A 25,262-nucleotide genomic window follows, 5' to 3' on the forward strand; every position below is an offset into this window, starting at 1 on the left:
CAATGCGCAAGTTCGCTCTCACCGCTGCAACCGCAGCGCTCACGCTCGGCCTGGCCGCTCCGGCCTTCGCCCAGGACGGCCCCCCGCCGCCGCGTGACGACGCAACCTTCACCGGTGCCCGTGCCGGCGTGATCCTCGGCTATGACAAGCTGCAGCCCGGCCGCGGCCCGAATTCGGACATCGGCAGCAACCGCAAGGCCGACGGCCTGACCTATGGTGGCGATATCGGCTATGACGCCGCGTTCCACGGCGTCGTGCTCGGCGTCGAGGGCGAAGTGACGGGGTCGACCGCCGACGTCAGCAACGCCCCCACCAGCGCCGGCGCGCTCGGCTATGGCCGCGTCAAGACCGGCCGCGATCTGTATGTCGGCGGGCGCCTCGGCTATGTCGTCGCCCCCAAGACGATGATCTACGCCAAGGGCGGCTATACGAACGCCCGGCTCGATCTGACCGCGAACAACGGCACCGTCACCACCGGCAACCATTACAACCTCGACGGCTACCGCGTCGGTGCCGGTGTCGAGCAGAAGATCGGTCGCACCACCTACGCCAAGGTCGAATATCGCTATTCGAACTATGGCGATGCGCGGCTCGAATATGCCAATGGCGGCAACACCAACAATTTCAGCGTCAACACCGACCGTCACCAGGTCGTCGCTGGCGTTGGTGTCCGTTTCTGAACCAGACCGGCAAGCTTTTGCCGCGACAAGAAGGGGGTCGGAGCGCTTGCTCCGGCCCCTTTTATGTTTAAGGAAAGGGACACGGCGTATTGCCCCCCGATGTGCCGAAAAGCGCGCAGATTCGGTGGGATGTTTGGGCGATCTTTGCCCGGGGGAACGACATGAAGGCGACGATCGAACGCGCGACCCTGTTGAAGGGCCTCAGCCACGTGCAAAGCGTGGTCGAACGGCGCAATACCATCCCGATCCTGTCGAACGTGCTGATCGAGGCTACGCCTGAGGGCGGCCTCAAGCTGATGGCGACCGATCTTGACCTGCAGATCAACGAGACGATCGCCGCCGCGGTCGACCAGCCCGGCGCGACCACGGTGTCCGCGCACACTTTCTTCGACATCTGCCGCAAGCTTCCCGAGGGCAGCCAGGTCAGCCTCGCGGCGGCCGACGGCAAGATGACGATCATGGCCGGCCGTGCGAAGTTCCAGCTCGGCACGTTGCCGCGCGACGATTTCCCGGTGATCGCCGAGGGCGAACTGCCCGTCTCGTTCGAGCTCCCCGCCGAGACGCTCAAGCAGATCATCGACAAGACGCGCTTCGCGATCTCGACCGAGGAAACGCGCTACTACCTCAACGGCATCTTCTGGCATGTCTCCGATGACGGCGGTGCAGGTGGGGCGGGGCCCGTGCTCAAGGCTGCCGCGACCGACGGCCACCGCCTCGCGCGCGTGACGATGCCGCGTCCCGAGGGCGCCGAGTCGATGCCCGACGTGATCATCCCGCGCAAGTGCATCGCCGAGCTGCGCAAGCTGCTCGACGAAGTCGACGGGTCGGTCGGCGTGTCGCTGTCGCCGACCAAGATCCGCTTCGACCTGGGGCAGGCGTTGCTCACGTCCAAGCTGATCGACGGCACCTTCCCCGATTACAGTCGCGTCATTCCGACCGGCAACGACAAGATCCTCAAGATCGACCCGCGCAGCTTCGAGGAGGGCGTCGATCGCGTCTCGACGATCGCGACCGAGAAGACGCGCGCGGTCAAGATGGCGCTCGACCGCGACAAGATCATTCTGTCGGTGACCTCGCCTGAAAACGGCACGGCGGCCGAAGAAGTGCCCGGCGAATATGTCGCGCTCGGCTTCGAGATCGGCTTCAACAGCCGCTATCTGCTCGACATCCTCGGCCAGCTCGAGGGCGACACGATCGAAGTCCATCTCGCCGATGCCGCCGCCCCGACGCTGATCCGCGAAAACGACAAATCGTCGGCGCTGTACGTGCTCATGCCGATGCGCGTCTGAGCTCGCAGGCCGCTCGAGCCACACCGCGAGACGTGGCCGTTGGGCCGTTCTTGCGGGGTCGGCACGTGCGGCCCGCACTATTTTAGCGCTAGTGCTTCCCTCGCCAGCGGCAGGGCGACGTTCGTTTTGATCGACCGGCCGATCGCCCTCTCCGCGCCGCCCGCTCTATGGCAACTGATGGCCTCGAAGCATCGCCGATATTGACACTTTGCGTGTCAGTGCTTACTGACAACCCTGTCAGTAGAGGATTCCCGCATGGCGAAGCTTCCCCCGTTCCCCGGCACGACTGGACGGCGCGATTGGCGCACCGCTTTCGACGCGATTCGCAAATTGCTTGCCAATGGCGACGACACGACACAAGTCTTCCGTATCATGCGCGCGCTCAACGTCGGCAACGCGCCGCGTAACTATGCGCGCCTGATCGCCACGAGCGACGGCGGGCGGCTCGCGAGCGAGCAGGTCGAATTGGCCGTGCGTCTGGGCGATCCGACGTTCGTCGCTGGCTTTGCGCCCGGCACGGTCGGTGGCGCCTATCGCGATTTTCTCGCGACGACGGGCTATTCCGCCGATGGTCTGGTCGAGGTCAGCCAGATCGTCAGCGAGGATCAAGTCCAGCATCCCTATGCCTGGTTCGGCCGCCGCGTCCGCGACACGCACGACATCTGGCATGTGCTGACGGGCTACAAGGCCGATGAGAGTCTGGGCGAGGCATGCCTCGTCGCATTCTCCTACGCGCAGGTCGGAGGGCTGGGCTGGGCGTTCATCGGTGGCGCGGCGGCGTTGAAGAGTCTCAAGGTGACGCATGGCACGCTGTTCGCAAAAGCGGTGTGGGAGGGCTATCGCCTCGGGCGGCGCGCGCGGTGGATTTCGGGCGAGGATTACGAGCGTCTGCTCGCCGAACCGCTCGACGCAGCGCGGGCGCGGCTCGGCATCGCGACGCCGCACGCCTATCTCAAGGCGCAGCGCGAGCTTGGGCCGGAGCTCGCTTCCTATCTCAGCACGCGCGGCGACGCGGTTGCGGTACCCGAACGGCTTGCCGCCTGAGGCGACCACCCGGCCGGCCTGATCGGTTTGCCACGGCGTTGCCGGGCGGCGATGCAAAAGGCGGGTGGCACAACGTGAAAACCGGCTAAGGCACGCAGCGATGCTGACGCGCCTCGTCCTGACCGATTTTCGCAACCATGCCGACCTGACGATCGCCGCAGGCCCAGGCTTTGTCGTGCTGACCGGCGAGAATGGCGCGGGCAAGACCAACGTGCTCGAGGCGGTATCGCTGCTCGCGCCCGGGCGGGGCTTGCGCCGCGCGGGGCTCGGCGAAATGGCACGGCAAGGCGGGGCAGGCGGCTTCGGTGTCGCAGCCGACCTGCTCGGCGATGTGGCGATCGCGACGGGCACGCAAGCCGCGGCGCCCGAGCGGCGGATCGTTCGCGTCCAGGGATCGCCCGTCGCCGCGACCGCGCTCGGCGAATGGCTGACGGTGCTGTGGCTGACCCCGGCGATGGACCGCCTGTTCGTCGAACCCGCGGGCGAGCGACGCCGCTTCCTCGACCGGCTGACGCTCGCGCTCGCGCCGGGGCACGCGGTCCACGCCAATCGCTACGAGGCGGCGATGCGCGCACGCAATCGGCTGCTCGCCGATGACGTGCCGCCCGATCGCGACTGGCTGTCGGCGCTCGAAGCGCAGATGGCCGAGCACGGCGCGGCGATCGACGCCGCGCGACGCGACACGGTAACGGCGCTTGCCGATCGCCTGGCGGGGCAGGCCGACGGGCCGTTCGCGCGCGCCGGGCTTGCGCTCGAGGGGTGGACCGGCGGTGGTGCGACGCTCGCCGTCGATCTCGCGCAGAGCCGCGCGCGCGATGCCGCTGCGGGGCGCACGCTGATCGGGCCGCATCGCGCCGATCTGGCGGTGACGCATCTCGGCAAGAACCAGGCGGCGGGTCTCTGCTCGACCGGCGAGCAGAAGGCGCTGCTGCTCGGCGTGATCCTCGCGCATGCCGAGCTCGTCGCCGAGCGGACCGGCAGCGCGCCGGTGTTGCTGCTCGACGAAGTGGCGGCGCATCTCGATCCGGTGCGGCGCGCGGCGTTGTTCGACCGGCTCGCGGGCACGGGCCAGGTGTGGATGACCGGGACCGAGGATGCGCTCTTCACCGATCTCGGGCGCGACGCGGTGCGCCTCACGCTCGGCGGCTGAACGCAAGCTGTCGGCGGAACTCACGCGGCGTTCAAGCGGTCGGGTGCATCTGCCGCTGTATGGCGGGGGCCATGGAGTCTATCCGATGACGACATTTCGCAAGACCATTCTCGCCGCAACCGCCGCCGCGATCGCGCTTGGCGCGGGCGTTGCCCCGGCATCGGCGCAGGACCGCTGGGATTGGGGTGGTGGCCGCAACGGCGACCGCGAATACCGCCTGATCGGCGCCGGCGTGCCGATCCTCTACCCCGAACTGCGTCAGACCAACCGCGGCCGCGCGTTCGTGATGCGCAATTTCGACTATAACCGCGACGGCCGTGTCCAGCCGCGCGAGGCCGACGCCGCCAACCGCGCCTTCGCCCGGGTCGCCGGCCCACGCCGCGACCGGTTCGATTGGGAGTCGCGTGATCGGGTCGTCGTCGTCGAGCAGCGCGGCCCGCAGGGCGGCGGCTGGGATCGCGGGGCGATGCGCGGCTATGGCTTCCGCCAGACGTCGCGCGGCGCGATGATGCGGCTCGACGAGGATGTGCTGTTCGCCACCGACAGCGCGGTGCTGCGCCCCGGTGCGATCGACAATTTGCGCGGCCTCGCCAATTACCTGCGATCGGAATCGGGCGTGCGCGTCGCGATCGACGGCTACACCGACTCGCGGGGGACCGACGCGCACAACCAGGTACTGTCCGAGCGCCGCGCCGATGCGGTCCGCACCGCGTTCGACCAGATGGGTGTGACGCGTGCGCGCTTCTCGGTCGTCGGGCATGGCGAGGCGAGCCCGGTTACTCCCAACACGACGCCGCAGGGGATGCGCCAGAATCGTCGTGTCGAAGTCACCCTGCTCGGCCAGCGCGCCGACCGCTTCTAATCCCACTCACGGCCCCGGCGATCCTCGCCGGGGCCGTTTTTCATCATGCAGCCGACGCATGCATGATTGCGCTCCGCGGATGCCGATTCCCGTTGTAGCGCACCCGTAACAAGCAGATATTCCGCCTCGCGCATCCGTCGATGCACTGCGGCCCCGGCATCCTATCGGGGGCGTTCCGAAGGCTCGCTCTTCCCATGAAATCGCTGGATCTGTGGCTCGTCGGCTTTGGCTTGCGCTGCGCGGGTTTGCTCGTCTGCGAGCTGGCCTGTTTCGGCTTCGTCATCCCCACGCTGTTCAACCTGCATAGCGACGCGGCCAATGTCGCCGCCGCGCTGATCGCGCTCGCAGCACTCGTCGCCGGCTTCCTGTCGGTCACCGTGCTGACGCGCGAATTCACTCTCCTCCTGCTGGACAAGGACCATGAATAAACTCGTTCGTTTCGCACCGCTGCTATTGATTCCCCTCATCGCGATCCTGCCGATGAGTTCGTGCAGCCGCGTCGAGCCGGGGCATGTCGGGATCAAGGTGAGCAATTTCGGCAGTTCGGCGGGCGTCGCCGACCATGCGCTTGGCGTCGGCTGGTATTTCACGCCGTTCGGCACCAACATCTTCGAATATCCGATCTACACCTCGACCTATGCCTGGACCAAATCGACCACCGAACAGACCGGCGTCGACGAGGAATTTCCTTTCCAGGATCGCAACGGCCTGAACCTCTCGGCCGACGTATCGGTGGCGTATCGCGTCGATCCGGTGAAGGCGCCGATCCTGTTCCAGAAATACCGGATCGACATGGCGGGGATTGTCGCGGGGCCGTTGCGCAACGCGGTGCGCAGCGCGCTCAACGAGGAAGCCGCGGGGCTCGGCGTCGAGGAGATCTATGGCCCCAAGAAGGCGGCGCTGCTGTCGGCGGTGCAACGCGATGTCGATCGCTATTTCGAACCCGTCGGGCTGCATGTCGAGCAACTCTATTGGGCGTCGAACATCCGCGTGCCCGATCAAGTGCTCAACCAGATCAACACCAAGATCGCCAATGAGCAGGCCGCGCTCGCCGCGCAGGCCAATGTCGCGACGGTCAAGGCCAATGCCGATGCGCGGATCGCCGACGCCGAGGGCAAGGCGAAGTCATCGCAGATCGAGGGCGACGCGCTGCGCGCCAATCCCGAGATCCTGCGACAGCGCGCGATCGAGAAATGGGACGGCAAGCTGCCGACCTACAGCGCGGGCGGCGGGCAATTGCCCTTCATCATGGGCAAGTGAGCGCATCCGGCCCGGGACGCCTGCGTCCCGGGCCGGGAAGTGCCATTTCGCTTCCGTTTCGTGCCGTGAATCCCTATATGCTCGGCATGGCAGAAGACCCCAATACGAATGATTACGGCGCAGACTCGATCAAGGTGCTCAAAGGCCTAGACGCGGTCCGCAAGCGTCCCGGCATGTACATCGGCGATACCGACGACGGTTCCGGCCTCCACCACATGGTGTTCGAGGTGTCAGACAACGCGATCGACGAAGCGCTCGCCGGGCATTGCGACCGGATCGACATCACGCTGAACGCCGATGGCTCGGTCTCGGTCGAGGATAACGGCCGCGGCATCCCGACCGGCATCCACACCGAGGAAGGCGTGTCCGCCGCCGAAGTCATTATGACCCAGCTCCACGCCGGCGGTAAGTTCGAGAATACCTCGGACGACAACGCCTACAAGGTCTCGGGCGGCCTGCACGGCGTCGGCGTCTCGGTGGTCAACGCGCTCAGCGAATGGCTCGACCTGACAATTTTCCGCGACGAGCAAGAGCATTACATGCGCTTCGCGTTCGGCGATGCCGTGGCCCCGCTCAAGATCGTCGGCCCCGCGCCCGGCAAGAAGGGGACGCGCGTCACCTTCTTCCCGTCGCCCGCCACCTTCAAGATCACCGAATTCGATTTCGACAAGCTCGAGCACCGCTACCGCGAGCTCGCCTTTCTCAATTCGGGCGTGCGGCTGTATCTCAACGATGCGCGCCATGCCGACCTCAAGACAGTCGAGCTCTATTACGAGGGCGGGATCGCCGCGTTCGTGAAGTATCTCGATCGCAACAAGGTGCCGCTCATGCCCGAGCCGGTGGCGATCTCGGGAACGCGCGACGACGTGACGATCGACGTCGCGCTCGAGTGGAACGACTCCTATTACGAGAACGTCCTCGCCTTCACCAACAACATCCCGCAGCGCGACGGCGGCACGCACATGGCGGCGTTCCGCGCGGCGATGACGCGCACGCTCAACAATTATGCCGAGAAGTCGGGGCTCCTCAAGAAGGAGAAGGTCACGCTGACCGGCGACGACATGCGCGAGGGGCTCACCGCGATCGTCTCGGTCAAGCTGCCCGACCCGAAGTTCTCGTCGCAGACCAAGGACAAGCTCGTCTCGTCCGAAGTCCGCCAGCCGCTCGAAAGCCTGATGGCCGACAAGCTCGCCGAATGGCTCGAGGAAAACCCTGCGCACGGCAAGGCGATCGTCGCCAAGATCATCGACGCTGCCGCCGCCCGCGAAGCCGCGAAGAAGGCGCGCGAGCTGACCAGGCGCAAGGGCGTGATGGACATCGCGTCGCTGCCGGGCAAGCTCGCCGACTGCCAGGAGCGCGACCCCGCCAAGTCCGAACTGTTCCTGGTCGAGGGTGATTCGGCCGGCGGTTCGGCCAAGCAGGGCCGCGACCGCCACTTCCAGGCGATCCTGCCGTTGCGCGGCAAGATCCTCAACGTCGAGCGTGCGCGTTTCGACCGGATGCTGTCGTCGAAGGAGATCGGCACGCTGATCCAGGCGATGGGCACCGGCATCGGCCGCGACGATTTCAACGTCGAGAAGCTGCGCTACCACAAGATCGTCATCATGACCGACGCAGACGTCGACGGCGCGCATATCCGCACGCTGCTGCTGACCTTCTTCTACCGCCAGATGCCCGAGATCATCACCGGGGGGCACCTCTACATCGCGCAGCCGCCGCTCTACAAAGCGACGCGCGGGCGTTCGGAAGTGTATCTCAAGGACGATAGCGCGCTCGACGAATATCTCGTCGAAGCGGGTGTCGCCGGCACCGTGCTCGAAGGCGTGCAGGGCGGTTCGCGTTCGGGGCAGGATCTGCGGATGCTGGTCGATCACGCGCGGCGGATGCGCACGCTGATGCGCTATATCCCGCGGCGCTACGATCCGACGATCGTCGAGGCGCTGGCGATGGGTGGCGCGCTCGATCCGGCGCTCGATCTCGAAGCGCGGCGCGAAGTCGTCGTGCAAGTCGTGCGCGGGCTCGATGCCGGCGATCCCGAGGCGCGCTGGTCGGCCAGGCTCGCCGAGGATGGCGGCTTCCATGTCGAGCGCGTGTGGCGCGGCGTGACCGATCACCACATCATCGAAGGCGCATTCCTCGGCTCGGCCGAGGCGCGGAAACTGCACGGCCTCGCGGTCGAGCAGCAGGAAGCGTACGAGCAGACCGCACGGATCGTCTCGTCCAAGGCGGCCGCTGCCGCGCAGGCCGAAGCCGATGCGGCCGAGGATGCAACGGCCGCAACCGAGGCGCCGGCGCAGGCGCCGGTGGCGACCGCTGCCAAGGGCTCGACGATGGTCGCACGGCCGTCGCAACTGCTCGACGCGATCCTCGCCGCCGGCCGCAAGGGTCTGGCGATCCAGCGCTACAAGGGTCTCGGCGAGATGAACGCCGAGCAATTGTGGGAGACGACGCTCGATCCGCAGGTCCGCTCGATGCTCCGCGTCGAGATCGAACAGGCCGATGTCGCCGACGAGATCTTCACGCGGCTGATGGGCGACGTGGTTGAGCCGCGCCGCGAGTTCATCCAGGAGAATGCGCTGAACGTCGCCAATCTCGACGTCTAGCGTACCACCAACAACACAAGGGGGAGTGGGTTGATGCGAGCATTTCTGACGGGCGTGGCAGCAACGGCGTTGATCGCCACGGTGGCAAGCGCAGCCGGGGTTCCGGCTTCGGTCCACAGCGCGAAGCAGACGCAGAAGGCGGTCGCGACCGCGCTTGCAAGCCCGGCGCGTGCCGACCAGGCGAGCGATGACGCGCGGCGCAAGGCGGCCGAAGTGCTCGCCTTCTCGGGCGTCGGCCCGGGCGACGAGGTGCTCGATTTCCTCCCGGGCTCTGGCTATTGGACGCGCGCTTTCTCCGGGATCGTCGGGGCTTCGGGGCATGTCTATGCCGTGTGGCCTGCGGCGATGGCGAAATATGCCGCCAAGTCCGCGACCGCGCTCGAGGATCGCCATCTGTCGAACGTGACGGTCAAGGTGCTCGGATCGGGCATCGTCGCGGCATCAGAGCCGGTCGATCTGATCTGGACCGTGCAGAACTATCACGATCTCGCCAACAATGGCGCGGGCGAAGCCGGGATCGACCAGATGAACGCCGAGGCGTTCAAGGCGCTCAAGCCCGGCGGCACCTATCTCGTGATCGACCATGCCGATGCGGCGGGGACTGGCCTGACGGGCACCGACACCAAGCACCGGATCGATCCGGCCGTGGTCAAGACCGAGGTCGCCAAGGCCGGCTTCCAGTTCGTCGGCGAGAGCGACGTGCTGCGCAATCCCGCCGACGATCACAGCGCCAAGGTGTTCGACCCGGCGATCCGCGGCAAGACCGACCAATTCGTCTTCAAGTTCCGCAAGCCGCGCTGAGCGGCAAGCCGGTATCCCATCGCCGTCATGCCGGGCTCGCCCCGGCATCCACCGAGCCGCAGATATCGAAGGCATTGGTCGCGACCTCGGTGGACCCCGGCAGACGGCCGGGGTAACGGATCTGCTGGCTTAACCGAGCGCCGCGCGCAGCGTCGCGCGCACGCCGGTGCGGTTCGCGGTGTCGTATTCGACGATCGTCTGCAGGCTCTGCGCCATCGCGCGAATGAGCTTGGTGCCGACCCCCGTGCCGCGCGGCGCGGCGTCGGCGACCATGCCGATCCCGTCATCCTCGACTGCGAGCCGGAAATGCCCGTCGCCATCGCCGGTGAGCGACACGCGCACCTCGCCGCCGCTCGTCGGATAGGCGTATTTGCACGCGTTGCTGACGAGTTCTGTGACGATCACGCCGAGCGACACCGCGCGGTCGGTCGACAGGCGGATCGGCTCGGCTGCCAGCGACAGCACGCGCGGTGCGGCCGGGGTCGACCAGGTCTCGCCCAATTCGTCGACCAGCGCGCCGAGATATTCGCGCATGTCGACCTGCTCGACATCGTTGCTCGTGTAAAGCCGGCGGTGGACTTGCGCGATCGCGGCGATGCGGCGTTGCGTATCCTCGAGCGCGAGCCGCGCATTTTCGTCGGCGAGCGCGGTCGATTGCATCCGCACCATCGCCGAGACGATCTGGAGCGAATTGGCGACGCGGTGGTTGACCTCGCGCAGCAGCGCCTCGAGCCGGGCGTTGCTCGCGCGCAACTGATCCTCGGCGGCGGCCTTGTCGCGTTCGAGCGCGGCGCGTTCGAGCACTTGTCCGAACGCGCTGGCGAGCAGATCGAAGAAATCGGTGCCGACGGTCTTCACGACGTAATCGGCGGCGCCGGCTTTGAGCGCGGCGACCGCGATCCGGCCCTCCTCTGAGCCGGTGACATAGACCACCGGCGGCATTCCCGGCAGGATCCGCAGCCGCTCGAGCGTCTCGAGCCCGTCCATCCCCGGCATGTAATGATCGACGGCGATGAGATCGAAGGGTCGGCCCTCGGCGACCGCCGCCTGGGCGAGCGCGATGCCCTCGGCGCCGCCCTCGGCGACCGAGAGCGTATAGCCGTAGCGCGCGAGCGTGCGGACGGCGAGGCGGCGCAAGCCCGCATCGTCGTCGATATAGAGGATCGCGGCGCCGGCGGCTTGGTTCACCCCTGAGGCTCGATGTCTGGCACCTGGATCACCGACAGGAACAGGCCGAGCTGGCGGATCGCGGTCGCGAAGCTCTCATAGTTGACCGGCTTGGTGATGTAGACGTTGCAGCCGAGATCGTAGCAGCGCTGGATTTCGACCTTGTCGTCGGTCGTGGTCAGCACGACGACGGGGGTGCGACGCAGCGGGCCGTCGGCCGACTTGATCTTGGCGAGAATGTCGGTCCCGCTCATGTCGGGCAAATTGAGATCGAGCAGCACGAGCGCGGGGCCGTTGCGCTGCGGGCCGTCCGCGCTGTTGAACAGATAGTCGAGCGCGGTCGTGCCGTCGGTAAAGTGCGTGATCGCGTTTAGGATCCCGGCACGACGAATGTTCTTCTCGATCAGGCGCGCATGCCCCTCATCATCCTCGATCATCACGATGCTGACGCTCTTATGATCGGTCATTGCTGGGGTTCCCGCGTGGCTGCTGTAGTGGGGTCGACGAAAATTTTGGGCAAATTCAAGCGGAAGGTTGTCCCCCGCCCAAGCTCCGACGTCACATCGATAACGCCGCCGAGACGATACGCCAAGGCGCGGACATGCGCGAGGCCGATCCCCTCGCCGGGCTGGTCCTGGTTGCCGGCGCGCCGGAACAGGTCGAACACGCGCTGGTGATCGTTCGGCGCGATGCCGCGGCCGTTATCCTCGAACTCGAACGTCACGCGCTTGCCATGCGTCTTGCCGCGAACGACGATATGGCCGGGGCGATCGGGGCTGAGATATTTGACCGCATTCTCGATCAGGTTCGAGAAGATCTGCTCGATCGCGAGCCGATCGCTGACGAGCCCGGGAAGCGGGGCGTCGATCACGAACGTCGCGCCGCGTTGCTCGATCTGCGTCTGGAGACTCGCCGCGATCGTCTCGACCATCGCGGTGACGTCGAGCCGCTGCGGCGCGATGACGCGGCGGCCTTCGCGCGACAGTTTGAGGATCGCGTTGATCAGCCGGTCCATCTTCTGCGTCGAGGTGCGGATGAAGCGGATCGCCTCGGGCAGATCCTCGCGCGCGGCAAGCCGGGCATCTTCGGTGACGATCTCGGGCGAGGTCGCTTCGGCGCGGTCGATCAGCGCGCCGATCTCGGTCGTCGCGCTTTCGAGCTCGGCGGTGAAGCCCATCACGTTGACGAGCGGGCTGCGCAGATCGTGGCTGACGATATAGGCGAAGCGCTGGATTTCCTCGTTCGCGCGCGTCAGATCGGCGGTGCGTTCCTCGACTTGCTCTTCGAGCGTGTCGGCGAAGTCCCGCAACGCATCGCGCGACGTCGCGAGATCGCGCGTATAGCGCCGCACCGTCAGCAGCGATGCGATCGCGACGAGGATGACGAGCAGCCCCGCGATCGCCAGTGTGACATAGAAGATGCGGACGCTCGATTGCTGCGCGGCGTCGCGCTGGGCCAGCAGCCGCTGTTCTTCGGCCACCATCGCGTCGGCGCGCGCGCGCAGCACGAGCATTCGGCGCGCGTTGCTTTCCCCCTGGAACACCGTGACCGCGCGTGCGCTTTCGCCATTGCCCGTCAACGCGATCGTCACTTCGCGCTGCCGCGAAAGATCGTCGATCGATTGGCGGAGCATCGCGAGATTGCGCTGCTGGCGCGGATTGTCCCGCGTCTGCGCAGCCAAGCGGTCGAGCGTGGCGGGGAGCGCGCGCATCGCCGCGCGATAGGTCGCGAGATAGACCGGCTTCGCCGTCAGCACATAGCCGCGGCGTGCGGTCTCGCTCTGCTCGGTCAGGACGCGCGCACGCCCGATCGCCAGCTCGACCTCGTAGGTGTGGTTGACGTCGCGCGTGTGGCGCTCGTTTTGCGCGGTCGACCAGCCGGCGGCGACGCCAGCGGCGACCAGCGCGGCAAAGCCCAGCGCCATGCAGGCCACGAGGAAGCGCCCCATGCGTCCCTCGCTAACGCCGAAACCGAGGAACGAACGCTTGAACATCGACACGTCCTTACGCAGCGACAACAACAATGACCAGTCTGGCTGAATTGACTGAAATCAAGTTTGCGCGCGTCAGTCGCGCGAACCGTTGCCGCTGCGCCGGGCCAGTTCGGTCTCGGCGGTGAACCGCACATCCTCGTCGCGGTCGCCCAGCATGATCGCGAGCGAATCGTCGCTGAGCTCGGCCCAGTCCTTCCCGCGATCGGGGCCTGGACGAATGACGCGCGGTAACAGCCCGGGGACGCTCGACCAGGCGATCAACTGCTCGGGCCCGACCGTGTTGAGCATGTCGCGCAAATGGAAGGCGGTGACATAGGCATCGGGAAAGGCGCGATGCGCGGGCAAGCCGCGCTCATGCTCGAGACCCTCGGGCTTGCGCCAGTAGCGCAGCATCTGGTTGGAAAAGCTCGGCGTGTCGGGCCACAGCCGCAGCGCACATTTCCACGTGCAGATCCACGGCGCGTCGCGGGTTAGCGCCGGCGTGCAGAATTTCTCCTCCGCCGCCGAGCGGTGCGCGGCGAGCGCGATGCGCCGCGGATAGGGATCGAGCACGCCGCGCGCGACATCGTGCCAGAACGGCGCGTCGGCGACCTGCTCGTCGAGGATATGGTGGATCGCCTGCGTCAGCGGCGGGATCGGTCGGCCGGGATTGACCAGCCGCGATCCGCCCTCGCCCTGGATCTCCCAGCGGCCGTCCTTGCCGAGCGCGACGTCCTGCCAGCCGATTTCGCATACGCCGTGGAGCGGTGGGGCTTCACCTGTGGTCTCGAGGTCGATGACGCGGATGATCTGGGGGGGCGGGGGAGGCATCGCGCCTAGGTGGCGTGTTCTCGGCTGGATTGCGAGCGAAGAAGAAGGTTTGTTCGCGCAGAGGCGCGGAGGCGCGGAGGCGCGGAGGTGTTGTGCGGGGTTCGCGGTATCGCGGCCAATGCGCCAGGTGTGCCAGGGCACTCCGCCGACGTAAAAAAGCCCTGGGGGGACGCGAAAAGGCTCACACGCGCGCAACACCTCCGCGCCTCCGCGCCTCTGCGCGAACAAACCTTCTTAATGCGCCGCCTGCACCCCGCGCACGACGCCGCTCTTGCCGAGTTGATCATCGATCATCGCCAACAGGCGGTCTAGCGCAGCCTGATCCCGCGCTTCGGCGCGCGCGACGAGGACGTCCTGCGTGTTCGAGGCGCGGAGCAGCCACCAACCGTCCGGGGTGGTGACGCGCGCGCCGTCGGTCGAATCGACCTTGGCGCCTTCGGCTTCGAGTCGTGCGAGCACTTCTTCGACGACCGCGAACTTGCGGCTTTCCTCGATCTGGAAGCGCAGCTCGGGGGTGTTGACGAGCTCGGGCATCGCGCTGCGCAACGCGGTCATCGAGCGGCCGCTCAGGTGCGCCGCACGGATCAGCCGGACGGCGGCGTAATGCGCGTCGTCGAAACCGTAGAATTCGTGTGCGAAAAAGATGTGCCCGCTCATTTCGCCCGCGAGCGGGCTGCCGGTTTCCTTCATCTTGGTCTTCATCAGGCTGTGGCCGGTCTTCCACATCAACGGCGTGCCGCCGAGCGCCGCAACTCGGTCGAACAGCATTTGCGACGCCTTCACATCGGCGATGATCGTCGCGCCGGGGAGTTCGTTGAGCACAGGTTCGGCCAGAATGGAGAGAATCTGGTCGCCCCAGATCACCCGGCCCTGCCCGTCGATCGCGCCGATCCGGTCACCGTCGCCGTCGAAGGCCAGTCCGAAATCGAGCTGCTTCTCGGCGACGAGGCGCTTGAGATCGGCGAGGTTCGCTTCTTCGGTGGGATCGGGATGATGGTTGGGAAATTTGCCGTCGACATCGGTGAACAGCAGATGATGCTCACCCGGCAGGAGCTTGACGAGCTTCTCGATGATCGGGCCCGAAACACCGTTGCCGGTGTCCCAGCCGATCTTGTAGCTGCCGCCGGCATAGCCAGCGACGAGGCGGCCGACATAATCGTCCTCGATGTCGAACGTCGAAACCACGCCGCGATCCTCGGCGTCGACCGTGTCCCAATCGCCGTCCGCGGCCATTTGACCGAGCGCTTGAATGTCGGCGCCGAAAAACGGCGCGTGCTGCAGCACCAGCTTGAAGCCGTTATAGTCGGCGGGGTTATGGCTGCCGGTTATCTCGATGCCGCCATCCACCTCTAGCGTCGCCTCGGCGTAATAGAGCATCGGCGTCGGACCACGGCCAATCCGCACCACGTCGATCCCGACCGCGACGAGACCTTCGACCAGCGCGGCTTCGAGCATCGGCGAGGACAGGCGGCCATCATAGCCGACCGCGACGCGGCGGCCACCGGCGCGGCGCACGCGCGTGCCGAAGCCGCGGCCGATCGCGTCGGCATCGGCCTCGCCCAGCGTTTTCCCGACAATCCCGCGAATGTCATACTCGCGCAGCGAACTAGGGTCGAAACGATGCGTCATGCGGGCTCCTGCAATACTGGCTCTGACCCAAGCCGCGAGCGACTAAAAGGTTCAAGATTTCCGAAGATTAGCGCCGCAGCAGGACGTCGCGCGCGGCGTTGATCCGGCGCGTCAGATCGGCCGAGCCGCCTCTATCGGGATGGACGGCGGACACCAAGCGCCGATGCGCCGCCCGGATGGTTGCTTCGTCGGCACCCGCGCCGACACCGAGCACTGCGCGCGCCTCGGCCTCGCCGACCCGCGGCGCCGGCTTGGGCCGCGGACGCAGCAACAGCCATCCGCCGATCAGGATTGCGGCGATGAGGAGCAGCTTGCCCATCAGGCGACGAGCGGGACGACGGTCTCGGGCAAGGCAAGCGCGCCCATCATCTCGCGCAGCTCCTGGCGCGCGGCGACGTGCGCCAGCCCCATCGACCCGAATTCGCCCGAATCGAGCATCGTCAGGCCGGCCGGAAACAGCTCGCGATAGATCACGCGCTCGCCGAGCCCAGGTACGATGCGGAAACCGACGCGCTTGGCGAGTTGGTCGAGCGCTTCGGATACGCGGCGCATGTTGCGCGCCTCGATGTGCTGGACGCGGTTGCGCAGCACCACCCAGTCGATCGTCGAGCCATCGGCCTTTGCGCGGATCTTCCGCGCGTCCCAGATGAGCTCGGCATAGAAGCTCGGCCGCGTGACCTTGTAGGTCTCGGGATGGACTTGGCCGATCAAATCGAAATCGACGAAACTGTCGTTCATCGGCGTGACGAGCGTGTCGGCGCGGCTCGCTGCGATCCGCGCGAACGGATCGTCGCGGCCGGGGGTGTCGATCACGAGGAAGTCAGCATCTTCCGCCAGCGCGGCGAACACGTCGTTGAAGCGGTCCTCGCTTTCGCCGTCATGCGTGGCGTGGCGCGGAATCGGCAGTTCGCGGCCGGTGCGCTGTACCGTTGCGGCACGATTGTCGAAATAGCGGCCCATCGTGCGCTGGCGATGATCGAGGTCGAACGCGGCGACTTGCGCGCCGCGCGCCTGCAGCGCGATCGCGACATGGACCGCGGTGGTCGATTTGCCCGTGCCGCCTTTTTCGTTGGCAAAGACAATGATATGTGGCTTTCGCGCAGCAGTCGCCAACGTGGTTGCTTCCCGTCTTGTTCGGTGGGGGCGAGCCTCATAGAAGGCGCGCCCAATCCAAGCGTCTTTACCGAAGGGCACCGACCCGTGCAAACCATCCGTACCCTCGAAGCGCTCCGTTCCGGGATTGCCGCCTTGCGCGACGGCGGCGCGAGCATCGCGCTCGTGCCGACGATGGGGGCGCTCCACGCCGGGCACCTCGCCTTGATCGAGGCGGCGAAGCGGCCGGGGCGCAAGGTCGTCGCGTCGATCTTCGTCAATCCGACGCAGTTCGGGCCGAACGAGGATCTTTCGCGCTATCCGCGCCGCGAGAGCGCGGACGCCCGGATGCTGGCCGACGCGGGCTGCGACCTGCTCTGGCTGCCGCCGGTCGAAGTGATGTACCCCACGGGCTTCGCCACCAAGATTTCGGTGTCGGGGGTGAGCGAGGGGCTCGACGGCGTGTCGCGGCCCGGGCATTTCGACGGCGTCGCGACCGTCGTCGCCAAATTGTTCAACCAGGTCCGGCCCGATATCGCCTTGTTCGGCGAGAAGGATTTCCAGCAACTCGCGGTGATCCGCCAGATGGTCGCCGATCTCGATTTCGGGATCGAGATCCAGGGCGTGCCGACGCAGCGCGACGATGACGGGCTCGCGCTGTCGTCACGCAACATCTATCTCGACGATGCGCAGCGTGCGGCGGCGGTCGCCTTGCCACGTGCGCTTGGCGTTGCTGCCAAGGCGATCGCGCGCGGCGACGCTGCCGACGATGCACTGGCGAGTGCGCGCGAGGCGTTGATCGCGGCGGGGTTCGTGGTCGATTATCTCGAACTGGTGGACGCGCTGACGCTGACCCCGGGCACCGATCCCGAGCGGGCGCGGCGGCTCGTTGCCGCAGCGAAAATCGGCGCGACGCGGCTGATCGACAACCTCGCCGTGCCGCCGCGCGATCATGCCTAATTGTCGTTAACCTTTTGTTGATCTCCCTGCGGCATGGTCGTGCTCACAGAGATGGTTAACGGGGGTTTACGACATGGGCACGAGCCTGAAGCACGCACAATTCCTGACCGACAGTCGCGTTGCCGACGCGGCGCTCGGGGATGCCGACGCCTGTTACGAACTCGGCATGGTCTATTCGAGCGGCGCCGCGGGCGTCGGGATCGACCTGATCGAAGCGCATAAATGGTTCAACCTCGCCGCCGTCGCCGGCAGCGAGATCGCCAAGGATTGCCGCCGCGACATCGCCGAGGACATGACCGCGCGCGAGATCGCCGCCGCGCAGGCCGCGGCGCGTGCCGTGCTCGTCAGCCGGCAGCGCCGCGCCGCCTGATCCTCACTCCGCCGCTGCCGCGACTTTCTTGGCAGGGGCTTTCTTCGCCGCGGGCTTTTTCGCCGCCGGCTTCTTCGCGGGTGCCTTCTTGACGGCGGGCTCGCCTGCCGCGGCTGTTTCGGCCGCAGGCTTCTTGGCTGCCGCTTTCTTGGCAGGCGCCTTCTTCGCTGCTGGCTTCTTCTTGCCCTTGGCTGGCGGTGCCGCCGCCGCGCGTGCGTCGATCAGCTGCGCCGCTTCCTCGAGCGTCAGAGCATCCTTCTCGATCGACTTGGGCAGCGTCGCGTTGGTCGTGCCGTCGGTGACGTAGGCGCCGTAGCGCCCCTCCATCAGCTTGATCTCGGCCTCGCTGCGCGGATGCAGCCCGAGCACTTTCAGCGGGGCCTGCGCGCCGCGCTGTTGCCGCCCACCACCCGCTGCAGCTTCGGCCAGCTTGACGACCGCGGCGTTCATGCCCGTTTCGAACACGTCCTCGGTCGATGTCAGCCGCGCATATTTGCCGGCATGCTTCAGATACGGACCATAACGGCCGATCGCCGCGGTGATCGGCTCGCCGGTCTCGGGATGCGTGCCGACGGTGCGGGGCAGCGACAGCAGCTTCAGCGCCCATTCGAGATCGAGCTCGCCAATATCCTTCGGGATCGACGCCATCTTGCGCGTCTCGCCCTCGCCGATCTGGATATACGGCCCGAACCGCCCCGATTTGCGCTCGACCGGCAGGCCGGTCTCGGGATCCTCGCCGAGCGTTTCGGGTCCGGCATCCTCGCCGGCCGCACCCGGCTGTCCGAAGCGGCGGGTATATTTGCAGTCGGGATAGTTCGAGCACGCCACGAACGCGCCGAACTTGCCGCCGCGCAAAGCAAGATGTCCCTGGCCGCAATGCGGGCACAGCCGCGGATCGCTGCCATCGGCCTGCGCCGGGAAGAGATAGGGCTCGAGGAACTTGTCGAGCTCGGCGGTCACTTCGGACGGCTTCTGCTCCATCACCTCGGTCGTGCGCGGCTTGAAATCGCGCCAGAACGCCTCGAGCACCGCCTGCCATTCGGCGCGGCCACCCGAGACTTCGTCGAGCTCGTCCTCGAGGCCCGAGGTGAAATCGTAGCTCACATATTTCTCGAAGAAGCGTTCGAGGAACGCCGTCACGAGGCGCCCCGATTCCTCGGCGAAGAAGCGGTTCTTCTCGACGCGGACGTATTCGCGGTCCTTCAGCGTCTTGATGATCGAGGCATAGGTCGATGGGCGGCCGATGCCGAGCTCTTCGAGGCGCTTGACCAGCGACGCTTCGGAGAAGCGCGGTGGTGGCTGGGTGAAGTGCTGCTCGGCGCTGACGCCCTTCTTGGCGGGGGCGTCGCCCTCGCGCAGCCGCGGAAGGCGGCGCGCGTCCTCGTCCTGCGTGTCGTCGGAGCCCTCTTCGTAAAGCGCGAGATAGCCGGGGAAGAGCACGACCTGGCCGGTCGCGCGCAGGCCCGTCTGGCCGGTGCCGTCGAGCATCTCGACCGTGGTGCGCTCCATCCGCGCCGACGCCATCTGGCTGGCGAGCGCGCGCTTGAAGATCAGGTCGTAGAGCCGGGCGTGATCGCCACCACCCGCCTTGTCCTTGCCGAAGTCGGTCGGGCGGATCGCCTCGTGCGCTTCCTGCGCGTTCTTCGCCTTGGTCTGGTAGACGCGCGGCTTGTCTGGGACGTAGCTCGCATCATAGCGGTTGGCGACGGCGAGACGCGCTGCGGAGATCGCGCTCGAATCCATCTGCACGCCGTCGGTGCGCATATAGGTGATCGCGCCGTCCTCGTAGAGCCCTTGCGCGATCCGCATCGTGTGATCGGCCGAGAAGCCGAGCTTGCGCGAGGCTTCCTGCTGGAGCGTCGAGGTGGTGAAGGGGGGCGGCGGGTTGCGCGTCGCGGGCTTCACTTCGACCGTCTGCACGGTGAACTTACCGGATTCGACCGCGGCCTTGGCGCGCATCGCGGTGCCCTCTTCGCCGATCGACAGGCGGTCGAGCTTCTTGCCCTCGAACTGGACGAGCCGCGCCTGGAACGGGGTGCCGTCCTGCTCCATGTCGGCCACGACCGACCAATATTCCTGCGCGCGGAAGGCTTCGATCTCGCGCTCGCGGCTGACGATCAGGCGCAGTGCGACCGATTGCACACGGCCGGCCGACTTGGCGCCGGGCAGCTTGCGCCACAGCACCGGCGAAAGCGTGAAGCCGACGAGATAATCGAGCGCCCGGCGCGCGCGATACGCGTCGATCAGATCGGTATCGAGCTCGCGCGGATGCTTCATCGCCTCGGTCACCGTCGCCTTGGTGATCGCGTTGAAGGTGACGCGCTGGACGTCCTTGGGCAGTGCCTTGCGATTGCGCAGCACTTCCTGGACGTGCCACGAAATCGCCTCGCCTTCGCGATCGGGATCGGTCGCGAGAATCAGGCGGTCGGCGGTCTTGGCGAGATCGGTGATCGCTTTCAGCTGCTTGGTCTTGTCGGCGTAATTCTCCCATTCCATCGCGAAGCCCTCATCGGGGTTCACCGATCCGTCCTTGGGCGGCAGATCGCGGACATGGCCGTAGCTTGCGAGCACGCGATAGTCAGAACCGAGATATTTCTCGATGGTCTTCGCCTTGGCGGGCGATTCTACGATGACAAGCTGCATGGTGGTTCAAAGCGTCCTTACGTGTACGCGCGAGGATGGAGAGACGAGGGCGGCGGCGTCAAGCCATGGGCCGAGCGCCAGGTCGAGCACGCGAAGCGCTTGGGAGCTGCGACGCGCGCCTCTTCGAGGGGGAGGGGAAAGCGCATCGCGGCGCCTCATGCCACAAGCGCTGCGCCCGGGGACAGCGATTTGTCGCGCCGCGCCAAACCCGTTATCCGCGCTCGCGCTCGGCCAGGTTGCTCCACGCGGTCAGCATCGCGCCCCCCAATTTGCGCCCGCGCTCGACCGAAACGTCGCGCAGCCGTCCGCCAGCCGCGGCGAGATCGCGCGAACGACTCGGCTGACGGTCGAGCCCCTCGACCTGCATCAGCCACAATTGCCGGAACGCTCCGCCCTTCTGGCGCAACAGCTGCTGCGGCGGCCCGTCTTCGATGATCCGGCCCTTGTCGACGACGATCACGCGGTCGAACCCGACGATCGTCGACAGCCGATGCGCCACCGCGATCACCGTGCGGTTGCGGACCAGCGCGTCGAGCCCGGCCTGCACCTCGAGCTCGCTTTCCGAATCGAGCGCGCTGGTCGCTTCGTCGAGCAGCACGACCCGCGCGTTCTTGAGGAAGGCGCGCGCGATGCCGATTCGCTGGCGTTGTCCGCCCGACAGATTGGCGCCGCGCTCGCCGACGACGGTGTCGTAGCCGTGCGACAGGCGGCGGATGAAATCGTCGCAGCCGGCGGCCTCGGCAGCGGCGTGGACGTCCTCGTCGCTCGCATCGGGACGCGCGATGCGGATATTGTCGATCACCGAGCGGTGGAACAGCAACACTTCCTGCGGCACGACCGCGATCGCATCGCGCAGCGACTCCTGCGTGACATGGTCGATCCGCTGGCCGTCGATCGTCAGGTTGCCGATCTGCGGATCGTGGAAGCGCTGGATCAGCTGGAGCAGCGAGGATTTGCCCGCGCCCGATGAACCGACGATCCCGATCTTCTGCCCGGCAGGGACGGTGAGCGACAGATCGTGGATGATCGGATCGCGCGGATCGTAGCCGAAGGTGACGTTGGCGAGCTTGACGGTGCCCTCGCCGACGCGCAGCCGCGTCGCATCGGGCGCGTCGCTGAGCGTCTGCGGCACGCCGATGATGTCGAGCGTTTCGCGCAGATAGCTGAACTGCTGGCTGGTATCGATCACCGCCATCGCGAGATCGCGCGAGCCGTTGAGGATGCGGAAGGTCATCGTGCTGATGATGACGACGTCGCCGGTCGAGATCGCGCCGGTCGACCAGCGCCCGATCGCCCAGACGAGCGTCCCCCCGACCATTACTGCGAGCGCGAGATCGTGGAGCCCGCGCATCTGCTCGACGAAGAACCAGCCGCGCCGCTGCGCATCGGCTTCCTTGTCGAGAAACCCCTCGAGCCGGTCGAGCTCGCGGTCGCGCGCGGCGAATGCCTTCACCACCCAGATATTGCCGATCATGTCGATCAGCTCGCCGCCCGCGCGCCCGGCATGTTGCGCAAAGGCGGTGTGGTGGACGTGGCCGCGCAAGCCGAGCACGATCAGGACCGCGGTGACGACGAGGAAGACGCCGCCGAGCACCGCGGCCATCGCGGCGTCGATCGTGACGAAGATCAGCATCGCGCCGGCAAAGGCGATCAGCGGTGGCGTCACCTCGCGCAGCAGCCGGTGCATGATCGCGCCGAAGATCCCCGCCAGCCCCGAAATGCGGTGCCCGAGCGAGCCTGCGCGCTGGTTCTGGAAGAACGGCATCTGGTGGCCGGTGAGGTAATTGACCATGTCGAGCCGGATGCCGACGCCCGAGCTGACCGTCGCCTGGCCCAGCGTCAGCGCCGAGGCGCGCTGCAACAGACTCTCGAGGATGACGAGCCCGAGAAAGCCCGCAAGCGCGGCATAGACCGTGCCGCGCGCGCGCACCCCGCCGGTCATCGCGTCGATCAACAGCTTCATCGCATATTGCACACCGATCGCGCTGATCGACGCGGCTGCGACGAGCAGGCCGAGCGTCACGAAGATCCACGGGCGCGCGGCGACATAGTGCATGAGGAAACGTGTCGGACTGTGCAGAAAGGGCAAGGCATCGGCTCCGCGTAAGTGCAGGTCTGCTGCGGCGGCGTAACGATCGGCGCAAGCCGAAGTTTCTCGAGCGCCCGATATGCGCGGTGGTCGGAGCGTTTGACTGTGCAGAGTGGGCTCCCGTCCCTGCCCAGCGGTCAGATCTTGGCGCTATTCGCAGCCCCGACCGTGCTCAGCCGGAGAAATCGAGCAGCGCGACTCGACCGCCAGCGTGTCGTTCGAGCCGCCCGGCGAGCTCGAGCTCGAGCAGCACCGTCTGGACGATCGCCGGGCCATGCCCCGACTGGCGGATGAGTTCGTCGATCGCGACCGGGACGGGGCCGAGCAGACCGACGACATCGCGCCGTTCGACGTCGGTCGCATCGGCGGGCGGGGGCGCAGCGAACGGCGTGCGCGTGGTGCGGACCATCCGGCGGTCGATCGGGCGTATGCTTTCGAGCACATCGGCGGCGTTCTGCACGAGCGTCGCGCCGTCGCGGATCAGCCCGTTACAGCCTTGCGCGCGCGGGTCGAGCGGGCTGCCGGGGACCGCCATCACCTCGCGGCCAAGCTCCCCCGCCAGCCGCGCGGTGATCAGCGACCCCGATTTGGGCGCGGCCTCGACCACCACCGTGCCGAGCGCGAGCCCGGCGATGATCCGATTGCGATAGGGGAAATGCCGCGCGCGCGGCTCGGTGCCGGGCGGCTGCTCGGCGATGAGCAGGCCTTCGCTGGCGATGCGGTCCTGCAGCGCGGCGTTTTCGGGCGGATAGACCACGTCGATCCCGCCCGCGATCACGCCGATCGTTCCCGTCGCGATCGAACCGATATGCGCCGCGGTGTCGACGCCGCGCGCCAGGCCCGAGACGATCGTGACGTCGTCCTGCCCGAGTTCGGCGGCGAGCTGGCGCGCGAAGCGACACGCCGCCGCCGACGCGTTGCGCGCGCCGACCATCGCAACCGTCGTGCGGGCAAGCAACTCGGTTCGCCCGCGCAGCATGACGACGGGCGGCGCATCGTCGAGTTCGGCGAGCAGATCGGGATAGTCGGGGTCGCCGAGGAACAGATGCCGCGCGCCGAGCCGCGCGGCGTGCGCGAGTTCACGCTCGGCGAGCGCGACCGGCGCGATCGGCGGCGGAGCGCCACCGCCGCGGGTGGCGAGGTGTGGGAGCGCGTCGAGGGCTGCCGCGGCAGTGCCGTAGCGTGCGAGCAACTGCGCGTAGCTGACCGGGCCGATCTGCGGCGTGCGAATCAGGCGGAGGCGGGCGATCGCGTCGGTCTCCCGCCCGGTATCAGCCATGTTTGCTGCCGACGCGCGGCTCGACCCCGCCGACCAGCCGTTCGATGTTCGCACGGTGCTTCCACACCACGATCAGCGCGAGCGCGAGCAGCAGCAGCACGAGGTCGAACCGCGAGAAAGAGGCGGCGCTCAGCGGCGCGCTGATCGCGGCGAGCATGCCGGCGAGCGACGAGATGCGGAAGATCGCGAGCAAGGCGATCCACACCACCGCATAGACCAGCCCGATCGGCCAATGCAGCGCGAGCACGATGCCGAGCAAGGTCGCGACGCCCTTGCCGCCCTTGAAGCCGAGCCAGACCGGGTAGCAATGCCCGAGGAACGCCGCGGCGGCGGCGATTACGCCAGCGCCGCCGAGATAGCGTTCGGCGATCCACACCGCCGCAAAACCCTTGAACGCATCGAGCAGCAGCGTCGCCGCGGCGAGGCCCTTGCGTCCAGTGCGCAGGACGTTGGTCGCGCCGATATTGCCCGACCCGATCGTGCGCAGATCGCCCGCGCCCGCCATCCGCGTCAGCACCACGCCGAACGGGATCGAGCCCAGCAGATAGCCAAGCACCAGCGCGGCGGCAGGTGCCATCCAGAAAGTTTCCATCGACACGGTTTCAGCCCCCAAGCGAACCGAGCATAGCATGCCCGGGCGTGCTGCGGGAACACTCTCGCGCTACCCGGTCCTTTGTCAAATGCGGCCAACACGGTATTGCGCCCCGATGGATGCACGGCCCGTACTGTTTTTCGACTCTGGGATTGGCGGGCTGTCGGTGCTTGGCGCGGCGCGCGCGCTGCTGCCGCGGATGCCGGTGGTGTATGTCGCCGATTCGGCGGGCTTCCCGTACGGCACCAAGAGCGAGGCCGAGATCGCCGCGCGCGTCCCCGCGCTGCTGGGGCGACTCGCCGAACGCTATCGTCCGCGGCTGATCGTGATCGCGTGCAATACGGCGTCGACGATCGCGCTCGCGGCGGTGCGCGAGGCGCTCGACGTGCCTGTCGTGGGAACCGTCCCGGCGATCAGGCCCGCCGCCTTGGTCAGCACAACGCGCGTGATCGGCGTGCTCGGCACCAATGCGACGGTCCGCCAGCCCTATGTCGACGATCTCGCGGCGCGCTTCGCGAGCGACTGCACGGTGCTGCGCCACGGCTCGGCCGAACTCGTCGAACTCGCCGAGGCCAAGCTCCACGGCCATGCGACCGACCCGGCGCGCTATGCCGCGATCCTCGACGGCCTGTTTGGCCAGCCGGGCGGCGAACGGATCGACACGATCGTCAACGCCTGCACGCATTTCCCGCTCGTCGCCGACGAGCTCGCCGCCGCCGCGCGGCACCCGGTGACCTTCGTCGATGGCAGCGCCGGGATCGCGCGCCGGATCGCGTTCCTCACCGGCGGACAGGCTTGGCCCGATGCGCCGGGCGACGGGCGCGCGGTGTTCACTGCGAGCGATGCGTCGACCGATGCGCTGGCGCCGGCGCTCGCGCGCTTCGGTCTCGCGCGACGTGAGACATTATGACCACCCGTTCGATCACGCTGATCGCGTAAACGCGCTGGA

The 25,262-nt window shown here is 67.2% G+C and carries 23 protein-coding genes; 12 read left to right on the top strand and 11 right to left on the bottom strand.

What is annotated here, in order from left to right; genetic code table 11:
- Window positions 1-2: 2 nt before the first annotated feature.
- From E2E30_RS15825 to E2E30_RS15865, 9 genes are all read left to right on the top strand, one after another.
- Window positions 3-680: an outer membrane protein gene (locus tag E2E30_RS15825; RefSeq protein WP_133191352.1), complete on the top strand. Its 678-nt coding sequence runs from the start codon at window positions 3-5 to the stop codon at window positions 678-680.
- Between the two features lie 161 nt (window positions 681-841).
- Window positions 842-1,969: a DNA polymerase III subunit beta gene (gene dnaN, locus E2E30_RS15830; RefSeq protein WP_133191353.1), complete on the top strand. Its 1,128-nt coding sequence runs from the start codon at window positions 842-844 to the stop codon at window positions 1,967-1,969.
- A gap of 255 nt (window positions 1,970-2,224) precedes the next feature.
- Window positions 2,225-3,013: a Coq4 family protein gene (locus E2E30_RS15835; RefSeq protein WP_133191354.1), complete on the top strand. Its 789-nt coding sequence runs from the start codon at window positions 2,225-2,227 to the stop codon at window positions 3,011-3,013.
- Window positions 3,014-3,113: 100 nt separating this feature from the next.
- Window positions 3,114-4,163: a DNA replication/repair protein RecF gene (recF, locus tag E2E30_RS15840; RefSeq protein WP_133191355.1), complete on the top strand. Its 1,050-nt coding sequence runs from the start codon at window positions 3,114-3,116 to the stop codon at window positions 4,161-4,163.
- An 85-nt stretch (window positions 4,164-4,248) separates the two neighbouring features.
- Entirely contained in the window at window positions 4,249-5,025 is a 777-nt protein-coding gene (locus tag E2E30_RS15845) for an OmpA family protein (protein WP_133191356.1), read from the top strand.
- Window positions 5,026-5,219: 194 nt separating this feature from the next.
- The gene (locus E2E30_RS15850; RefSeq protein ID WP_133191357.1) at window positions 5,220-5,453 is read left to right on the top strand and encodes a hypothetical protein; all 234 of its coding nucleotides are present in this window, start codon (window positions 5,220-5,222) and stop codon (window positions 5,451-5,453) included.
- Entirely contained in the window at window positions 5,446-6,285 is an 840-nt protein-coding gene (locus tag E2E30_RS15855; RefSeq protein ID WP_133191358.1) for an SPFH domain-containing protein, read from the top strand. Before E2E30_RS15850 ends, E2E30_RS15855 begins: the two co-directional genes overlap by 8 nt.
- A gap of 86 nt (window positions 6,286-6,371) precedes the next feature.
- Window positions 6,372-8,888 carry a DNA topoisomerase (ATP-hydrolyzing) subunit B gene (gene gyrB / locus E2E30_RS15860; protein ID WP_133191359.1) on the top strand — a complete coding sequence of 839 codons (2,517 nt, stop codon included), beginning with the start codon at window positions 6,372-6,374 and terminating at the stop codon, window positions 8,886-8,888.
- Window positions 8,889-8,921: 33 nt separating this feature from the next.
- Complete coding sequence (locus tag E2E30_RS15865) at window positions 8,922-9,689, top strand: class I SAM-dependent methyltransferase (RefSeq protein ID WP_133191360.1); 768 nt, start codon at window positions 8,922-8,924, stop codon at window positions 9,687-9,689.
- 129 nt (window positions 9,690-9,818) lie between these two features.
- On the opposite strand, the gene E2E30_RS15870 is transcribed toward E2E30_RS15865, so the two are convergent.
- The 7 genes from E2E30_RS15870 to E2E30_RS15900 form a co-directional block, all read right to left on the bottom strand.
- A complete protein-coding gene (locus tag E2E30_RS15870) occupies window positions 9,819-10,877 on the bottom strand; it encodes a sensor histidine kinase (RefSeq protein WP_133191361.1) in 1,059 nt (352 codons plus the stop codon).
- On the bottom strand, window positions 10,874-11,323 hold the full coding sequence (locus E2E30_RS15875) for a response regulator (RefSeq protein WP_133191362.1): 450 nt from the start codon (window positions 11,321-11,323) through the stop codon (window positions 10,874-10,876). The genes E2E30_RS15870 and E2E30_RS15875 overlap by 4 nt, the downstream gene beginning before the upstream one ends.
- Window positions 11,320-12,849, bottom strand: a complete 1,530-nt coding sequence (locus tag E2E30_RS15880; protein WP_133191363.1) for a sensor histidine kinase — start codon at window positions 12,847-12,849, stop codon at window positions 11,320-11,322. Before E2E30_RS15880 ends, E2E30_RS15875 begins: the two co-directional genes overlap by 4 nt.
- A 72-nt stretch (window positions 12,850-12,921) precedes the next feature.
- On the bottom strand, window positions 12,922-13,659 hold the full coding sequence (locus tag E2E30_RS15885; RefSeq protein ID WP_133191364.1) for an exonuclease domain-containing protein: 738 nt from the start codon (window positions 13,657-13,659) through the stop codon (window positions 12,922-12,924).
- 234 nt (window positions 13,660-13,893) lie between these two features.
- On the bottom strand, window positions 13,894-15,288 hold the full coding sequence (gene pgmG, locus E2E30_RS15890; protein ID WP_133191365.1) for a phosphoglucomutase/phosphomannomutase PgmG: 1,395 nt from the start codon (window positions 15,286-15,288) through the stop codon (window positions 13,894-13,896).
- A 67-nt stretch (window positions 15,289-15,355) separates the two neighbouring features.
- The gene (locus E2E30_RS15895) at window positions 15,356-15,607 is read right to left on the bottom strand and encodes a J domain-containing protein (protein WP_133191366.1); all 252 of its coding nucleotides are present in this window, start codon (window positions 15,605-15,607) and stop codon (window positions 15,356-15,358) included.
- Complete coding sequence (locus tag E2E30_RS15900) at window positions 15,607-16,401, bottom strand: division plane positioning ATPase MipZ (RefSeq protein ID WP_133191367.1); 795 nt, start codon at window positions 16,399-16,401, stop codon at window positions 15,607-15,609. The genes E2E30_RS15895 and E2E30_RS15900 overlap by 1 nt, the downstream gene beginning before the upstream one ends.
- 87 nt (window positions 16,402-16,488) lie before the next feature.
- On the opposite strand from E2E30_RS15900, the gene panC reads away from it, so the two are divergent.
- Together panC and E2E30_RS15910 are read left to right on the top strand one after the other, a co-directional pair.
- Window positions 16,489-17,340 carry a pantoate--beta-alanine ligase gene (gene panC, locus E2E30_RS15905; RefSeq protein WP_133191368.1) on the top strand — a complete coding sequence of 284 codons (852 nt, stop codon included), beginning with the start codon at window positions 16,489-16,491 and terminating at the stop codon, window positions 17,338-17,340.
- A 73-nt stretch (window positions 17,341-17,413) separates the two neighbouring features.
- On the top strand, window positions 17,414-17,710 hold the full coding sequence (locus tag E2E30_RS15910; protein WP_133191369.1) for an SEL1-like repeat protein: 297 nt from the start codon (window positions 17,414-17,416) through the stop codon (window positions 17,708-17,710).
- A gap of 3 nt (window positions 17,711-17,713) precedes the next feature.
- Here the strand turns inward: E2E30_RS15910 and topA are convergent, their stop codons facing one another.
- The 4 genes from topA to plsY form a co-directional block, all read right to left on the bottom strand.
- Window positions 17,714-20,353: a type I DNA topoisomerase gene (gene topA, locus E2E30_RS15915; protein ID WP_133191370.1), complete on the bottom strand. Its 2,640-nt coding sequence runs from the start codon at window positions 20,351-20,353 to the stop codon at window positions 17,714-17,716.
- Between the two features lie 211 nt (window positions 20,354-20,564).
- Complete coding sequence (locus tag E2E30_RS15920; RefSeq protein ID WP_133191371.1) at window positions 20,565-22,442, bottom strand: ABC transporter ATP-binding protein; 1,878 nt, start codon at window positions 22,440-22,442, stop codon at window positions 20,565-20,567.
- A 172-nt stretch (window positions 22,443-22,614) separates the two neighbouring features.
- Window positions 22,615-23,721 (bottom strand): DNA-processing protein DprA, encoded by a 1,107-nt coding sequence (gene dprA, locus E2E30_RS15925; RefSeq protein ID WP_133191372.1) that lies wholly within the window; start codon window positions 23,719-23,721, stop codon window positions 22,615-22,617.
- Complete coding sequence (gene plsY / locus E2E30_RS15930) at window positions 23,714-24,298, bottom strand: glycerol-3-phosphate 1-O-acyltransferase PlsY (protein WP_133192143.1); 585 nt, start codon at window positions 24,296-24,298, stop codon at window positions 23,714-23,716. The genes dprA and plsY overlap by 8 nt, the downstream gene beginning before the upstream one ends.
- Before the next feature lie 130 nt (window positions 24,299-24,428).
- Here plsY and murI point away from each other — a divergent pair, with 130 nt between their 5' ends.
- Window positions 24,429-25,223: a glutamate racemase gene (murI, locus tag E2E30_RS15935; protein ID WP_133191373.1), complete on the top strand. Its 795-nt coding sequence runs from the start codon at window positions 24,429-24,431 to the stop codon at window positions 25,221-25,223.
- The last annotated feature ends 39 nt before the right edge of the window (window positions 25,224-25,262 follow it).

Origin of the sequence: Sphingomonas sp. AAP5 (assembly GCF_004354345.1) — a bacterium.
Classification (GTDB): Bacteria; Pseudomonadota; Alphaproteobacteria; order Sphingomonadales; family Sphingomonadaceae; genus Sphingomonas; species Sphingomonas glacialis.

Excerpts from the sequence above, each read along its gene's own strand:
- E2E30_RS15825 (WP_133191352.1), top strand. The coding sequence starts at position 3 with ATGCGCAAGTTCGCTCTCACCGCTGCAACCGCAGCGCTCACGCTCGGC.
- dnaN (WP_133191353.1), top strand. The coding sequence starts at position 842 with ATGAAGGCGACGATCGAACGCGCGACCCTGTTGAAGGGCCTCAGCCAC.
- E2E30_RS15835 (WP_133191354.1), top strand. The coding sequence starts at position 2,225 with ATGGCGAAGCTTCCCCCGTTCCCCGGCACGACTGGACGGCGCGATTGG.
- recF (WP_133191355.1), top strand. The coding sequence starts at position 3,114 with ATGCTGACGCGCCTCGTCCTGACCGATTTTCGCAACCATGCCGACCTG.
- E2E30_RS15845 (WP_133191356.1), top strand. The coding sequence starts at position 4,249 with ATGACGACATTTCGCAAGACCATTCTCGCCGCAACCGCCGCCGCGATC.
- E2E30_RS15850 (WP_133191357.1), top strand. The coding sequence starts at position 5,220 with ATGAAATCGCTGGATCTGTGGCTCGTCGGCTTTGGCTTGCGCTGCGCG.
- E2E30_RS15855 (WP_133191358.1), top strand. The coding sequence starts at position 5,446 with ATGAATAAACTCGTTCGTTTCGCACCGCTGCTATTGATTCCCCTCATC.
- gyrB (WP_133191359.1), top strand. The coding sequence starts at position 6,372 with ATGGCAGAAGACCCCAATACGAATGATTACGGCGCAGACTCGATCAAG.
- E2E30_RS15865 (WP_133191360.1), top strand. The coding sequence starts at position 8,922 with ATGCGAGCATTTCTGACGGGCGTGGCAGCAACGGCGTTGATCGCCACG.
- E2E30_RS15875 (WP_133191362.1), bottom strand. The coding sequence starts at position 11,323 with ATGACCGATCATAAGAGCGTCAGCATCGTGATGATCGAGGATGATGAG.
- E2E30_RS15880 (WP_133191363.1), bottom strand. The coding sequence starts at position 12,849 with ATGTTCAAGCGTTCGTTCCTCGGTTTCGGCGTTAGCGAGGGACGCATG.
- E2E30_RS15885 (WP_133191364.1), bottom strand. The coding sequence starts at position 13,659 with ATGCCTCCCCCGCCCCCCCAGATCATCCGCGTCATCGACCTCGAGACC.
- pgmG (WP_133191365.1), bottom strand. The coding sequence starts at position 15,288 with ATGACGCATCGTTTCGACCCTAGTTCGCTGCGCGAGTATGACATTCGC.
- E2E30_RS15895 (WP_133191366.1), bottom strand. The coding sequence starts at position 15,607 with ATGGGCAAGCTGCTCCTCATCGCCGCAATCCTGATCGGCGGATGGCTG.
- E2E30_RS15910 (WP_133191369.1), top strand. The coding sequence starts at position 17,414 with ATGGGCACGAGCCTGAAGCACGCACAATTCCTGACCGACAGTCGCGTT.
- topA (WP_133191370.1), bottom strand. The coding sequence starts at position 20,353 with ATGCAGCTTGTCATCGTAGAATCGCCCGCCAAGGCGAAGACCATCGAG.
- dprA (WP_133191372.1), bottom strand. The coding sequence starts at position 23,721 with ATGGCTGATACCGGGCGGGAGACCGACGCGATCGCCCGCCTCCGCCTG.
- plsY (WP_133192143.1), bottom strand. The coding sequence starts at position 24,298 with ATGGCACCTGCCGCCGCGCTGGTGCTTGGCTATCTGCTGGGCTCGATC.
- murI (WP_133191373.1), top strand. The coding sequence starts at position 24,429 with ATGGATGCACGGCCCGTACTGTTTTTCGACTCTGGGATTGGCGGGCTG.